Here is a 15,078-nt window from a genome sequence, read left to right as displayed (position 1 = left end):
AAATCGGCTTTCCGGTTCCGACAATGCAAAATCCGCTCCGGAGAAAGGAATTTCCGGTCCGGAGAAGCGAAGATCCCGCCCCGGAAATGCAATATTCATGATCGAAACGGCCAATGGCGGCGGTGGCGCTCCGGCCGGCGGAGCGGCTCCCGTGCCGGCGCTCAGTGCGGCGGTCCTCCCGGATCGGTTCATGTCATCAAGCCGCTGTGGAATAAAAAAGAAATTATACATCATGGTAAGCCGCGAACTTCAAAAACGACCTCTCTCCCGGCCTCTCCCCGGCGATGTCGATTCGAAGCAGAGTATTCGACGGGGAGAGGTGAATCGCCCGAAACTCGGGCCCATCTTTTAGGCCAATCGATGAAACTTTTAAAAGACCCAAGTTTCCAGCTTCGCCACCCCTCCCCGCCGATAAGACAGCCTGAATTGCCGCGCCGGGGAGGGGCCGGGGGAGAGGTTGTTTTTAGGCATCTCAGACTTTTGCCGCATGTATCGTCGGGTAATGGACGGATAAGGTTTCATTTCAAAATATGTTATTATCGCTTGATGACATTGCTCGGCTCGGGCGGAGGGGTCGCCCGGGATCCGCCGGTCCCGGGGCTTTTGCAACCGGCGTTGCAACGGAACGGAGCTGATCAAGAAAATTGTTAATATGTTGTTGACAACTTGTGACGATGATTATAAAATAATATTGGATCCAATATCACAGTATCACATTTTCAATTCATTTTCCGCGGCGCCGGCTCCCGGCGCCAGCACCATAGGGAGAAGGGAGGAACGCCGTCATCCAAAGGGGCTTACGGTAGAGAAAAAAGGGAGGTCGTTGCAGTTGAAAAAGTTGAAGTGGCTGTTGGCCGGCGCGTTGATTCTGGGTCTGGCCATCCCCTACGGTTATGCCGCCGAAAAAGTAACCTACCCCATCTCCGGTTTGGGCCTGCAAGTGAAGACCAAAGTCAAGGCGAAAAAGAAATATGTCATCGCCTGCGTGGTCAAGAATTCCACCAATCCGTACATGGTCAAGCAGTTGGAAGGCTTAAAGAAAGCCGGCAAGGACATGGGCTTCGAGCCGGTGGTCCTGGCCCCGGCCAAACAGGACAGCATCGAGGAACAGGTCCGAATCATTGAGGATCTGCTGCAACGGGGCATCGACGCCCTGGTGGTCCACCCCTCCGACTCCAACGGGATCGTCCCGGCGGTGGAGAAGGCGGTGGCCAAGAACGTCCCGGTGGTGACCATCGGCACCCCGGCCAACTCCGACAAACCGCTCTTCCGGACCGGCGTCGATTATACCGAGACCGGCGCGGTGATCGGCGAATGGATCGCGGGGAAATTGAAAGGCAAGGGCAATGTGATCGTGCTGGAAGGCCCGCCGCAGGCCCAGAACGCCCGGGAACGGAACGCCGGGATCAGCGAGTCCCTCGCCAAATACCCCGGCATCAAGATCCTGGCCTCGCAACCCGCCAATTTCCAACGCCTGATGGGTATGCAAGTCATGGAGAACCTGCTGCAGAAGTACAACAAGGTGGACGCGGTGATCGCCGCCAATGACGAGTCGGCGCTGGGCGCGGTGATGGCCATCAAGGCCGCCGGCCGCAGTGAGGACGGCATTCTGGTGGCGGGCTTCGACGGCAATGAGGATGCCAGCTGGGCGATTAAGAAAGGCCAGATGGCCGTCTCCTACAACACCGATCCCATCTCCAGCGCGTATTGCGCCGCCGCTTACCTGGTCCAGTACTTAAATGACGGCTCCAAGCCGCCGGCGAAATTCCTGCCCTACCCGTCGGCGCTCAACAAGCCGTTGATCACTAAAGATAACATCGATTCCTACATCTCCAAATTCGCTTGGTGGAAATAAAGGGTCACGCTCACGGGGAGGCGGGGTTTCCCGGCCTCCCCCCGGATAAGGAGGGTTAGCATGAATCAGGAACCCATTCTCCAAGCGAAGGGAATTTTCAAGGGCTTTCCGGGCGTCCAGGCCCTGGAGGACGTCAGCTGCGATATTTATCCCGGCGAAGTCCACGTGCTGATCGGCGAGAACGGCGCCGGCAAGAGCACGCTCTCCAAGATTTTGATGGGGGCCTACAGCCATGACGCGGGCCAGCTCTTTCTCGAAGGCCGGCCGGTCCGGTTTCAGCGGCCGCTGGATGCCTTGAAAGAGGGGATCGGCGGGGTCCATCAGGAACTGATGCTGGTGCCCTGGCTGAACGTGGCCCAGAATATCTTCTTGAACCGCGAGCCGCGCCGGGCGGGACTCTTCATCGACCACCGCCGGATGCACGAGGAGAGCCGGCGAATCCTGGCCGAGCTCGATGTGACCATCGACACCGAGACCCCGGTCAAATACCTCAGCACCGCGCTCCAGGAGATGGTGGAGATCGCCAAGATTCTGGCCTTCAACCCGCGGGTGCTGATCCTCGACGAACCGACCGCGGTCCTGACCGAGCGGGAAGTGAAAAGCCTGTTCCGGCGGATCCAATGCCTCAAGGAAGCGGGCGTCGCCATCATCTATATCTCGCACCGCCTGCCGGAGATCCGCCAGATCGGCGACAGGATCACCATCCTGCGGGATGGCCGGCACGTTAAGACGGTGCCGATGGCGGAGATCACCAATGACCAGATCGTCCAGCTGATGGTGGGTCGCAGCCTGACCAACCTCTATCCCCGCCGCCGCCGTGCGCCGGGCGAGGAGGCGCTGCGGGTGGAGGATCTGACCGTCAAGTCCGGCCCCCGTTCCGTCGATCTGGAAGTTTACAAGGGCGAGATTGTCGGCATCGCCGGCCTGGTCGGCGCGGGCCGGAGCGAGGTGGCCCGGGCGGTATTCGGGATCGACAAGATCGAAAAAGGCCAGGTCTATTTATTTGGCGAGCCGGTGACGCCCCGCTCGCCGTTCCAGATGGTCCGCCAAGGGGTGGGCCTCATCCCCGAGGACCGCAAGCTGCTCGGTCTGGCCCTCAAGACCACCGTGGCCTGGAATACGGTCATGGCCAGCCTGCGCAAGTGTTTTCCGAAAATGGTGGTCAACGACCAAAAGATCCGGGGGATCGCCGAGCATTTCGTGAAGGAGCTGCGGATCGCGACGCCCGATGTCGGGCGGCAGGTGCGCTTCCTCAGCGGCGGCAATCAGCAGAAGGTAGTCCTGGCCAAATGGCTGAACACCGAGTCCAAATTGTTGATCTTCGATGAACCGACCCGGGGCATCGATGTCGGCGCCAAGGTCGAGGTCCATACGCTGATGGATCAGTACGCGCAGGAGAACGCGGTATTGATGATCTCCTCCGACTTGCCGGAAGTGATCGGCATGAGCGACCGGATCTATGTGATGTACCAGGGAAGAATCGTGGGACATTTTCGGCATGAGGAAGCCACGCAGGACAAGATCGCCTCCTTGATGCTGGGAGTAGGAGTGACAAACGATGCCTCAAAAGAGTGCGCTAACCGTTCGTAGTTTGCCGCCGGTGGTCTGGGTGATCGCCTTGATCTGCGCCTTGTACGCGATCTTCGCGCCTGGCTTTTTCTCGCTGAACAACCTGTATAATATCGGAATCCAAGCCGCTCCGCTGCTGATCATCGCCATCGGCACCACCATGGTCATCCTGACCGAGGGGATCGATCTGTCGCCCGGCAATGTCCTGAGCCTCTCCGGCGTCTGCCTGGCGCTGCTGCTCCAGCGCGGCGTGCCCTTCTTTTACAGCGCGCTCATCAGCATTCTGGCGGGCGGCGCCTGCGGCCTCTGCAATGGCTGGCTGGTGGCCCGCCTCAAGCTGCCGCCGTTCATCGCCACCCTGGGAATGGGCAGCGTCATCACTGGCGTGGGCCTGGTGCTCACCGGCGGACTGTCGATCCCGGCCCGCGACCCGGCGCTGGAATTCATCGCCTCGGGGACGATCCTCGGCATCAAGCTGCCGATCCTGATCGCCCTGGCGGCCTTCGGGATCATTTGGGTCCTGATGCACCAGACGCCCTATGGCCGGAACGTCGTCGGCCTGGGCGGCAACGCCGAATCGCTCCGCCTGGCCGGAGTCCGGACCGAGCGGGCCCTGGCCCATGTCTACCTCGTGGCGGGACTGCTGGCCGGATTGAGCGGCGTCGTGGTCGCGGCGCGGATGGCCTCGGGCCACATTTCGGCCGGCGTGGGTTGGGATTTCGACGCCGTGGCCGCCACTATCATCGGCGGAACCTCATTTGAAGAAGGAAAGGGCGGCATCGCCAATACGGTTTTGGGGGTCATCCTCATCGCGGTGCTGCGCAACGGCCTGAATGTCGCCGGAATCCCCAACATGTACCAGTTCGCCATCATCGGCCTGGTGGTGCTGGGCGCGATCATTCTGGATACGGTCGTGCGGCGTTTCGCCCGGACCGGGGAGGTGTGTTGACAATGAACCAACTGGCGGCGGGTAAAAATATGGAGACTGGTAAACCGGGTTTCGATTTCAAACATTCCCTGGCTCCCATGGTCCGTCTGCTCAGCCTGCTGGCGCTCTGCGTCTTGCTGAGCTTTCTCAATCCGAACTTTTTGACCCTGAAAAATATCATTAATGTCCTGCGGCAGACCACCATCCTGGCGGTCCTGGGCCTGGGGCTGACGGCGGTCATTCTGACCGCCGGGATCGACCTTTCGGTGGGCGGCGTCATCGCCCTGGTGGGCTGCTTGACCGCCCAACTGATCATCAATCACGTCCCGATTGCGGCAGCCATCCTGATCGGCGTCGGCGTCGGCGCGTTGATCGGCGCCTTGAACGGCGTCATGGTCGCCAAGATCGGCCTGCCGGCCTTTGTGGCCACGTACGGCATGATGTGGATCGCCCAGGGCCTGGCGCAGATCCTGATGCAGGGCAAGATCGTCTTCGGCCTGCCCGAGGAGTTCCTGTGGCTGGGAACCGGCTATATCGGCATCATTCCGGCGCCGGTCATCATCACGCTAGTGCTGGCGGTGGTGTTCCACTGCTTCCTGCACCAGACGGTCTACGGCCGGGAAATTTACGCCCTGGGCGCCAACCGCAGCGCCGCCGATTATTCGGGGATCCGCACCACCAACACGCTAATCATGGTCTATACCTTGAGCGGCGTCACCGCGGCCATCGCCGCGCTGTTGATGACGGCCCGGCTGGACGCGGCCGAGGCCGGCATGGGTGAGCCCTTTCTGATGCAGAGCATCGCCACCGTGGTGATGGGCGGCACCTCGCTCTTGGGCGGCGAGGGCGGAATTCCGGGCACCATGATCGGCGCCCTGATCCTGACCCTGGTGGTCAACGGGCTGAATCTGATGGGCGTCTCGTCCCTGATCCACCCGATCGTCACCGGCGCCGTGATCCTGCTGGCCGTCTTCTTCGACATCGTCACGCGCCGCTGGTCGGAGTGACGGGGAGGACGCTCCCGGCTTGAAAGCTTGTAAACAATCGTTTTCCCAAGTACTTACCATCGAACAACAGGAAATCTGAGCTTTTGCAATCAACCTGACCTACGGCCAGGGTATATCACAACGCTTCTAGGAGGAACAGCAATGTCCAAACTCACGGTTCGACCCATCAACACGGGCTATGTCCCGACCTATCCCAAGCAGTACCACTACCATCATTCGGTCTTCAAGTACCGTCCCAACATCAGCGAGGAGAAAGTCCCCCTGCCGGTCTTCACCTTCTTGATCGAAGGCGGCCCGGAGCTGATCCTGGTGGATACCGGCATGGCCTGGACCGAACGGGCCAACGAGTACCATCATCCCGGCTCCTACCAGCCGGAGGGTTTCGCCATTCATGAGCAACTGGCCAAGATCGGCTACCGCTGCGAGGATATCGGCAAGGTGATCTTCACCCACCTCCACTGGGACCATATGTTCTACATGGAGAAGTTCACCCGGGCCCAATTCATCGCCAGCCGCGCCGAGTACGAATTCGCGCTGGATCCGATCCCGCTGTATTATAAATCCTATGAGCATCCCGCCCTGGGAATCCGCCGCCCCTTTGAAGGGCTGAAGTTCGATCTGGTCGACGGCGAAACGGAGATCGTGCCGGGAGTCCGGGTCTTCCCGACGCCGGGGCATTCGCCCGGGCATCAGTCGGTGGAGGTCGATACCAAGGACGGGGGGTACATCCTGGCCGGCGACTCCATCTTCATCCTGGCCAATCTGGAGCCGGTTCCGGAGATGCATTATCCGATCACCCCGCCGGGCCGCTTCGCGGATATCATCGCTTGCTGGAAGAGCATCGAGTTGCAGAAGAACCGGGCCAAACGGCTCGATCTGATTCTGCCCTGCCATGAGCCTGCCATTGAGGAGCGGGTCAAGCAGACTCCGGTATTCGGGTTATAAAATACAGCGCGCGAGAGCGGAAGGAGTCCGGCGCCCAAAGTCCGGGCCGGGCCGCGGACCGGAATTTTTGCCGGCTGCGGCCGGCCGGGCGGCGCGCCCGGAGGCGACCATGAAAAGAACGATTGCAATCATCGCCAGTTTAGACTCGAAGGAGCAGGAGGTCGGCTTCGTCCGCGATTTCCTGGCGCGGCTGGGCCACGGGGTCCTGCTGATCGACGTCGGGGTCCGTTCCCGTTCCGGAATCGTCCCCGACATCTCCCGCGAAGCGGTGCTGGAGGCCGCCGGGGCGCCGCAGACGCTGCTCGCGACCGGCCAGAAACACGAACGTCTGGCGGCCATGGCCCGGGGCGCGGCGCGGCTGGCCACGGTCCTGTACAGCCAGGGCCGCTTCGACGCCCTTTTCGCCCTGGGCGGCGTCCAGAATACCATCATCGGGACCAGCGCCATGAAGGCGCTGCCCTATGGCGTGCCCAAGCTGGTGGTCTCCACCGTCGCTTCGGGCAACCGCACCTTTGACCCGCTGGTCGGGACGAAGGATATTCTGCTGATGCCGTCCATCGCCGACATTGCCGGCCTGAATTCCGTCACCCGGATGGTGTTGAGCAACGCCGCGGCCGCCTTGGCCGGCATGGCGGAGCACGCCGGCGAGCCGTTGCGGCCCGGGGCCCGAACCATCATCGGCGCGACGATGATGGGCGTCAGCGGCGACGGCGTGGCCCGGGCGGCCGGCCTGGTGGAACGGGCCGGTTACGAAGTGATCTCCTTTCACACCACCGGCGTGGGCGGCCGGGTGCTGGAAGAACTGATCGGCCAGGGTTTCATCCAGGCCGCCATGGACCTGACGCTGCACGAGATCACCGCCGAGTATTTCGGCGGCGGCTTTTCGGCGGGCGCTCCCGGCCGGCTGCTGGCGGCGGCCCGGGCGGGCATCCCGCTGGTGGTGGCGCCCGGCGGGCTCGATTTCATCGATTTCGGAGTGCGCGAATTGCCCGAGGATATCGATTCGCGCCAATATATCCTGCACAACTCGGAGATCGCCCATATCAAGATTCATCCGGCGGAGATGATCCCCATCGCCGAACGGGTGGTCGAACGCTTGAACCAGTGCACCGGTCCGGTGACGCTGCTCATTCCGGAGCGCGGCTTCCGCCAGGCGGCGGCGCCGGGCGAACCGCTGTATAATCCGGAGGTGGACGCGGCGTTTACCCGGGTAGTCGCGGCCAAGCTAAAGCCGGGGATCCGCGTCATTCGGGTCGACGCCAACCTCAACGACCCGGCTTTCAGCGCGGCGGCGGCCGACGCTCTGTTGGAATTGCTCCGGAAATGACCGGGGCGGAACGCGCAATATACCTTTGATAAAGGCGGGGATATCGGATGTTACCCTATTTTGATCTGCCGTTTGATCAGCCGGAGTCCGTGGCGGACGGCGCCTACGTCATCGCAACCTATCTGGCCTACGGCCTGGATGAGGCGGCGGCCCTGAAACGGGCCGGCAATTTCGCCACCGGCCAGACGGTCGGAACCTGGCTGCCCTTGCCGGGGGTGACCCGGAGCATGGTCGAGGAGTATCAGGCGCGGGTGGTCGGCTGTTATCCGGCCGGCGGCGGAGCGGAGCCGGTTTTCCTGCTGCGGGTGGCTTTCCCGCACCATAATTTCGGCGGCAGTTTCGCCCAGCTCATCACGGCGCTGCTCGGCAACGACGTCTCGACCGCCATCCGCATCAAGCTGATCGATCTGGAATGGACGACGGGAGCCCGCGCCGCCATCGCCGGGCCGGCCCAGGGCATAGCGGGGCTGCGCGAGCGGACCGGCGTCCGGGGCCGCCCGCTGGTGATGAATATGATCAAGCCCTGCATCGGCTTTTCCCCGGCCGCCGGGGCCGAGCTGTTTTACGAGTCGGGCAGCGGCGGAGTCGACCTGATCAAAGACGACGAACTGCTGGGGAACACCGGCTTCAGTCCGGTGGCCGAGCGGGTGCGCGCTTACCTGAAGGCCGCCGCCCGGCTCCGGGAGGAGCAAGGCAAGGCGCCGCTTTACATTGTCAACATCACCGACCGGCCGGACCGGATGCGGGATAACGCCCGGGCGGCCCGGGACGAGGGAGCCCGGGCGGTGATGGTCAATTTCGTCGCCGCCGGCCTGGACGCGCTGGCCGCGTTGACGGAGGAGTTCGGCCGGGACCTCTTCTTCCTGGGCCATTACGCCGGGGCCGGGATCATGAACGCCCCCGCCCAGGGCATCAGCGCTCCGCTGCTGCTGGGGAAACTGCCGCGGCTGGCCGGGGCCGACGGGGTGGTCACCATGTATCCGGGAGCGGGAGCCGGTCCGGCCCAGCTCGAATATTACCAGACGGTCCAGGCCCAGCGGCTGCCTCTGGGCGGGCTGCGGCCGGCGGTGACGGCGGTGGGCGGCGGGGTCACCCCGCTGAACGTGGCCGCGATCTACCGCGAACTGGGGCCGGACGTCATTCTGGCGGTAGGCGGCGCGGTGCAGGGGCATCCGCTGGGAACCGCCGCCGGCGCCCGGGCGATGATGCAAGCGGTCGCCGCGGCGGTCGCAGGGATCGCCCCGGAGGAAGCGGCGGCCGGCTGCCCGGAACTCCGGGCGGCGCTGGAAGCCTGGGGCTGAGGACGGTTCCCGGCCACAGAGAAGAATGAATTCAAAGGCTTAAGGGAGGCTGATTTGGCATGGCGCAGAAGCAATTCGTGATCGGCTGCGATAACGCCGCAGTGGAGTTGAAGAAGGTCATCATCGAAGTATTGGAGGAGCAAGGGCTGGCCTATGAGGATGTCGGGGTCGACAACGCCGCCGACGAGACCATCTATCCGGAGATCGCCGAGCGGGTGGCCCAAAAGATCATCGCCAGCGATTATCAGAAAGAAGGAATCCTGATCTGCGGCACCGGGATCGGCATGGCCATCACCGCCAACAAATTCCCCGGCATCTACGCCGCGGTCTGCCACGACAGCTACTCGGCGGAGCGGGCCCGGCTCAGCAACAACAGCAACGTCATCTGCCTGGGCGCGCGGGTCATCGGCCCGGAATTGGCCAAGCTGATCTTCCTGGAATGGCTGCGCCTGGAGTTCCAGGGCGGCCGTTCCCTGCCCAAAGTGGCCAGGATCAAGGAGATCGAGCGGCGGAGCGCATTATGACGGAGCGGCGCAAGGTCTATCTCGGCACCAATCTGAAGATGTACAAGACGATCGGCCAGACGCTCGCTTTCCTGACCGAGCTGGCGGAGCGGACCCGCGATATCCCCCGCGAACAGCTTTGCCTGTTCGTGATCCCTTCCTATCTGGCCCTGCCGGCGGCGACGGGGGCCGTCGACCAGGACCGGATCGGGCTGGGTGCCCAGAACATGCATTGGGAGGATTCGGGCCAGTTCACCGGGGAGGTCTCGCCGCTGATGCTGAAAGAGCTGGGGCTGCGGCTGGTGGAGATCGGCCATTCGGAGCGGCGGCAGCATTTCCGGGAGACCGATTGCGAGGAGAACCTGAAAGTGCTCAGCGCCTTACGGCACGGTTTCACCGCCCTGCTCTGCATCGGCGAGACGGGTCAGGAAAAGGAGCTGGGCATCAGCGACGAGCGGCTGCGGCAACAGCTCAAGCTCGGCCTGCGCGGCGTGGCCGAGGCCCAAGCGGACCGGGTCTGGGTGGCCTACGAGCCGGTCTGGGCCATCGGCGTTCAGGGCACCCCGGCCAGCCCGGAGTATGCCGGCGCCAAGCACCAGCTGATCCGGGAAACGTTGCTGGAGCTCTTTCCGGAGCGGGGCAGGGAGATCCCGGTGCTCTACGGCGGAAGCGTCAACCCGGAGAATGCCGCCGCGCTCAGCCGGCAGCCGGCCATCGACGGCCTCTTCATCGGCCGGGCGGCTTGGGAGGCCGAGCGCTTCGAGACTTTGATCCGGCAGGTCTGGCCGGTTTGGCGGGAAAAATTGAACCTTTGAAGCCGAAAGCTTGCTCGTAAAAAAGATCGCATCGACTCATTACGCATGGAGGTGGTCCTTTTGGGCCTGATGTCCGAGAAAAAACAGGATTTGATCGTCGCGGCCAAGCGGGCGTACACCCGGGGCATTCAGACCGGGAGCGGCGGGAATATCAGCGTGCGCGTGCCGGACCATGAATTGATGATCGTCAAACCCAGCGGAGTTTCATTCATCGACTGCAGCGAGGAGAACCTGGTGGTGACCGATTTTCGCGGCAATCTGGTGGACGGCAAGTACCAACCGACCCGCGAGGCCTTGCTGCACGGCGTCCTCTACCAACACCTGCCCGAGGTCGGCGCGGTGGTGCACTGCCATTCGCCCTGGTCCATCGGCTGGTCGTACTCCAAGCGCGACCTGCCGGCCCTGACCTACCACGCCCAGCTGAAGTTCGGCTGCCCCGTGGCCACCCTGGACATTGACGCCCCGGTGGTTCCGGAGGAGGAGATGCCGCGCGTCTTGGAACTGTTCGCCAAGTATCCGAAGCTGCCCGCCTTCCTGCTGGTGGCCCACGGCGTAGTGGCCCTGGGCAAAACGGCGGTCGACGCCGAGCACGTGGCGGAGATGGTGGAGGAGACGGCCCAGATCGCCTGGCTGCAGCAGATCGGCTTAAAAAACGGGCTGATCGCCGGCTGAGGCCCCGCCCGGGCGGCCGGACGGAACCCGCCGGCGCTGCGGCGCTTGAAATTGCTTTGGCATTTCGCGGTTTTTTACGGTATAATTAATGGCAAATATTGATAATTACTAGGTGGGGTAAACATGGCTGGCACGAAAAAAGACGACTTGAGCGCGGTTTTGCCGGAAAAACCATTGCGCCAAAAATATCAGCGCCTCTCGGAACTGGTGGTGGAACAGATCATCAGTTGGATCATGGATGGAACGCTCCGGGCGGAACAACGCCTGACCACCGACGAGCTCGCCGAGAAACTGGGCGTCAGCCGGATGCCGGTGCGCGAGGCCCTGCGGATGCTGGAGCGGACCGGCCTGGTCCAGTCCGAGCCGTATCTGGGCGCGCGAGTCGCCAAACTGACTCAGGAGGACATCGAGGAGATCTACATGCTGCGGCAGATCCTCGAGTCCACGGCCGGCCGGTTCGCGGCCCAATTGATCCAGGACGACGAGATCGCCCAGCTGGAGGCGATCCAGGAGAAGATGGAGAGCCTGATCCGGCAGGACGCCAAGGAAAACCGGAAAGAAGTATTTCATCTGAACCGGGAATTTCACCAGACGCTGTACGAGGCCTCCCGTAAGCCGCGGCTCTGCGAGTTCATCGGCAACCTCTGGGACAGCATCGCCTATTACCGGCTGATCTCCGCCTCCAGCCAGGACTATGCCATCTGGATGAAGAACGAGCACCGCAGCTACATCGCTGCCTGCAAGAAACATGACGGGCCGCTGCTGGAAGGGCTGATCCGCCAGTCGTTGCAGAACCATATCAAGGATCTGCCGCAGAATATCGAGAAATTCTATCGGATGATCGAGGCCAGGAATCAATAACCGGCGACTAAGCGCCGGTCCCAAAGAATCCCCCCGTAACGAGGGGATTTTTTCTTTTGGGGCCTGGCGGCAAGAAATTCTCCGATGAAGGACCGGATTTTCGATCGGCAGAACCGGATTCTCCACCGGCAGAACCGGATTCTCGATCGGAAGAAGCGAATTTGCGATGGGAAGAACCGGATTTTCGATCCGCAGCAATGGATTTTCGATCGGCAGCACTGGAGTATGGATCGGCGGCAGTGGATTTGCGATCGGCGGAACCGGAATCGCCGCCGGAAGGATGAGATTTTCGATCGGACGGACCGGAATGGCGATCGGAAGCAGGGAAACGCGGCGGAGATGGCTGGCCGGCGGTGGCCGGGGAAGTTGCAACGGCCGGCGCGGATGTTTCCGGAATGTTTCATTGCACGAAAAGTTATTTTCATTGCGAAAATAAAAATTATCCCATTTAGCATTGGAGATGATACGAATTTTTGCGATAAGTAACTGCTTGACACCATTTTAAATCAGTGTTACAATCAAATTAAATATTTTCACATTGACAAAAAGTAGGGATTTTCATTCATGAGTAGACGAAGTCGCGTTTTGAGCAGCACCCGCCTGATCCGTTCCTTTAACGCTATCGCGGTACTCCAAACCCTGTACCAGGAGGGCAGCGTATCGCGTTCCCGCCTGACCGAGGTGACTAAGATGAGTCCGTCGACGGTGACCCGGATCATCGCCGAACTGACCGAGCAGGGGTTGATCACCGAGGAGTGCATCGGCGAGTCCAACGGCGGCCGCCGGCCGGTGATCTTCCGTTTGAACTACAATAATCTTTTCGCCGCCGGGGTGCAGATCCTGCGCGACCGGGTGGCCATCGCCATCTCCGATGTCAAGGGCAATCTCCTGGCCCGCCAGGTATTTCAACAGTATTCACTGGAGCCGGTCACCCTGGTCCAGGAGATCGCCGTCGAATTTCAGAAACTGTTGGCCTCCAGCGCCATTGATAAGGAAAAGATCCTCGGCGTCGGGGTGGCCATCTCCGGCATCGTCGACAGCGAGAGCGAGACCCTGATTCAGTCGGTCAATCTCGGCTGGCGCGACGTCAAAGTGGCCGAGCTGCTTGAAAAAGCGTTGGGCCTGCAAGTGCTGATCGAAAACGACGCCAACGCCGCCGCGCTGGCCGAATTCTGGTTCGGCGGGGCCAAGGACGTTTCCAGCATGATGTATGTCAAAACCTCGACCGGCGTGGGCGCGGGCATCATCTCCGAACGGCGGCTGTTGACCGGAGCCGGCGGCATGGCCGGCGAGATCGGACATGTGCCGCTGGTCCCGGGCGGCCGGCAATGCCGTTGCGGCCAGTCGGGGTGCCTGGAGACCTATCTGTATCTGGCGGATGTCCTGCGCCGCTACGAACAGGAGACCGGCCAGGCCATCGCCGGGAAAGAGGAGTTTTTCCAAAAAGCGGCGGCGGGCGACGCCGTGGCCCGCATGCTGATTCATGAGGCGGCCGACGCCTTGGCGACCACCGTCTCCTTTGCCGAGGTCCTGCTGGACCTGGAGATGATCGTGGTGGGCGGGCTCTGGGGCAGCCTCGGCGAAGTCTTCCTGGGCCGGATCGAGCAAAAGCTCCAGGGCTTCCTGGAACGCACCGGCCTGACCAAGAAAGTGATCTTCCGCGGCTCCGCCCTGGGCGAAGACTCGGACTTGCTGGGAGCGGTGGGCCTGGTGATCAATGAATGGTTTACTCCGCCGATCTGAGCCGTCTTTTTCCGTTCACTTCATTTCACTATGAAAATAATCCTTTCCGGGAATTAAGGCTGCCAAAGGGGGTGGGCTTGGAAACGGGAAACGGTTGAATCATGGACATTCCAGCGGCTCTATAATTAAGAAGGAGGGAAACTGATGAAGAAAGGTCTAAGTTTGGCTTTGGTTTTCGTTCTGGTCATGGTTTGCTCCCTGAGCACGATTTTTGCCGAAGACACGGTCACCCTCAAGGTCCTGAACTACATGGATCTGTCCAGCCCCGGCGCGCAGACGGAGATCAATCAGATCTGGGGCGACTTTGAGAAAGCGAATCCCAATATCAAGATCGAGCGCGAAGATCTCTTCAACGAGCCGTTCCACCAGAAGACCGAGGCTTACGCGGCAGCCGGCAAACTGCCGGATGTCATCTACATGTGGCCCGGCGGCCGTTCCACCACGCTCCATACCCGGCACCTGGTCAAAGACCTCCGGCCTTTCCTGGGCAAGGACGCCAAAAACTTCTCCGCGGCGGCCCTGGTCCCGCAGGCCGGCGGCTATCTGGGCGAGATTCCCATCGGCGTCACCGCCACCCATGCCTTGTACGTGAATAAAAAGATGCTCGCCGACCTCGGCATCGCGCTCCCCAAGACTTACGCGCAGCTGGTGGCGGCGGCCAAGCAACTCAAGACTGCCGGCAAAGGCGCCATCCTGATGGGCGCCCAGGACGACTGGGTGATGCAGTCCTGCCTCTTCAGCATGATCGTCGGCCGGATCTGCGGCGATGATTATGTGGCCGGCTTGAAAGCTGGAAAGATCAAATTCACCGACGCCCAATTCGTGAAAGCGCTCAAATTTTACGCCGGACTGTACCGCGATGGCGTGCTGGATAAGAAGAACCTCCAGACCGCTTACAACGACGTGAACGGTTTGTGGGCCTCGGGCCGAGCCCCGTTCATGGTCGACGGCGACTGGAAAGTCGGCAACTTCCTGACCGATCCCACCACCAAACAGGCGCTGATTCCCGTCGCGGAACAGGCCAATTATGCCATGACCATCTTCCCCCGCATCCCGGGCGAGAAGAACCACCAGACCACCTCGGTCGTTCCGGGCGTCGGCTTCGGAATGAACGCCAAGATCCCGGCCGGCTCCGCCCGGGAGAAAGCCGCCTGGAAGCTCATCTCCTGGCTGGTCAGCCCGGAAGTCCAGAAGATCCGGCTGGAGACCGGCGCGGCCTTCCCGTCCCGTAAAGGCGTCACCAGCGACAAGCTGGAACCTCTGGCCCAGGAGCGAGCGCGTTTCTACGGTTCCTTCAAGGGGACTTGCGTGCTCGACAACGAGCTGGACGCCAAGGTGTACGCCCCGATCAACACCGGACTTCAGGAGATCGGCCTGGGCGTCGCCACGCCGGAACAGGTGGCGGCCAATGTTCAAAAAGCTTATGAACGCTGGAAAACCGGACAAAATTAAAAGAGCTGTGATGAACCGGCTAATAAAGCCGGGAGGTCACAGCGATTGCTTGAAGCAAGTGATAAAGTCGCGACTTTATCACCTGGCTTCCAAGCGGTTT

13 protein-coding genes are annotated in these 15,078 nt (G+C 61.7%); all 13 read left to right on the top strand.

From position 1 onward, the window contains the following. Window positions 1-829 precede the first annotated feature (829 nt). The 13 genes from EDC14_RS00120 (at window position 830) to EDC14_RS00060 (ending at window position 14,978) form a co-directional block, all read left to right on the top strand. Entirely contained in the window at window positions 830-1,855 is a 1,026-nt protein-coding gene (locus EDC14_RS00120) for a sugar ABC transporter substrate-binding protein (RefSeq protein ID WP_165907668.1), read from the top strand. A gap of 60 nt (window positions 1,856-1,915) precedes the next feature. After that, a complete protein-coding gene (locus EDC14_RS00115; RefSeq protein WP_132012150.1) occupies window positions 1,916-3,445 on the top strand; it encodes a sugar ABC transporter ATP-binding protein in 1,530 nt (509 codons plus the stop codon). Continuing rightward, window positions 3,414-4,373: an ABC transporter permease gene (locus EDC14_RS00110; protein ID WP_132012149.1), complete on the top strand. Its 960-nt coding sequence runs from the start codon at window positions 3,414-3,416 to the stop codon at window positions 4,371-4,373. Before EDC14_RS00115 ends, EDC14_RS00110 begins: the two co-directional genes overlap by 32 nt. Window positions 4,374-4,375: 2 nt before the next feature. Then, window positions 4,376-5,359: an ABC transporter permease gene (locus EDC14_RS00105; RefSeq protein ID WP_132012148.1), complete on the top strand. Its 984-nt coding sequence runs from the start codon at window positions 4,376-4,378 to the stop codon at window positions 5,357-5,359. 141 nt (window positions 5,360-5,500) lie between these two features. Further along, complete coding sequence (locus tag EDC14_RS00100) at window positions 5,501-6,304, top strand: N-acyl homoserine lactonase family protein (protein WP_132012147.1); 804 nt, start codon at window positions 5,501-5,503, stop codon at window positions 6,302-6,304. A gap of 109 nt (window positions 6,305-6,413) precedes the next feature. Beyond that, complete coding sequence (locus EDC14_RS00095) at window positions 6,414-7,631, top strand: Tm-1-like ATP-binding domain-containing protein (protein ID WP_165907667.1); 1,218 nt, start codon at window positions 6,414-6,416, stop codon at window positions 7,629-7,631. 47 nt (window positions 7,632-7,678) lie between these two features. Then, window positions 7,679-8,932, top strand: a complete 1,254-nt coding sequence (locus EDC14_RS00090) for a RuBisCO large subunit C-terminal-like domain-containing protein (RefSeq protein WP_132012145.1) — start codon at window positions 7,679-7,681, stop codon at window positions 8,930-8,932. Window positions 8,933-8,991: 59 nt separating this feature from the next. After that, window positions 8,992-9,456 carry a ribose 5-phosphate isomerase B gene (gene rpiB / locus EDC14_RS00085; protein ID WP_132012144.1) on the top strand — a complete coding sequence of 155 codons (465 nt, stop codon included), beginning with the start codon at window positions 8,992-8,994 and terminating at the stop codon, window positions 9,454-9,456. Next, entirely contained in the window at window positions 9,453-10,250 is a 798-nt protein-coding gene (locus tag EDC14_RS00080) for a triose-phosphate isomerase (protein WP_132012143.1), read from the top strand. The genes rpiB and EDC14_RS00080 overlap by 4 nt, the downstream gene beginning before the upstream one ends. A 69-nt stretch (window positions 10,251-10,319) precedes the next feature. Beyond that, window positions 10,320-10,922, top strand: coding sequence for a class II aldolase/adducin family protein (locus tag EDC14_RS00075; RefSeq protein WP_132012142.1), 603 nt, complete (start codon window positions 10,320-10,322; stop codon window positions 10,920-10,922). Between the two features lie 123 nt (window positions 10,923-11,045). Further along, window positions 11,046-11,783, top strand: coding sequence for a GntR family transcriptional regulator (locus tag EDC14_RS00070; RefSeq protein WP_132012141.1), 738 nt, complete (start codon window positions 11,046-11,048; stop codon window positions 11,781-11,783). Window positions 11,784-12,347: 564 nt separating this feature from the next. Continuing rightward, window positions 12,348-13,526 (top strand): ROK family transcriptional regulator, encoded by a 1,179-nt coding sequence (locus EDC14_RS00065; protein ID WP_132012140.1) that lies wholly within the window; start codon window positions 12,348-12,350, stop codon window positions 13,524-13,526. Between the two features lie 144 nt (window positions 13,527-13,670). Then, complete coding sequence (locus EDC14_RS00060) at window positions 13,671-14,978, top strand: ABC transporter substrate-binding protein (protein WP_132012139.1); 1,308 nt, start codon at window positions 13,671-13,673, stop codon at window positions 14,976-14,978. The last annotated feature ends 100 nt before the right edge of the window (window positions 14,979-15,078 follow it).

Origin of the sequence: Hydrogenispora ethanolica (assembly GCF_004340685.1) — a bacterium.
In the GTDB taxonomy this organism is placed as follows: domain Bacteria; phylum Bacillota; class UBA4882; order UBA8346; family UBA8346; genus Hydrogenispora; species Hydrogenispora ethanolica.
Note: the sequence above shows the minus strand (reverse complement) of the source record. Positions and strands in the feature narration are given on the sequence as shown.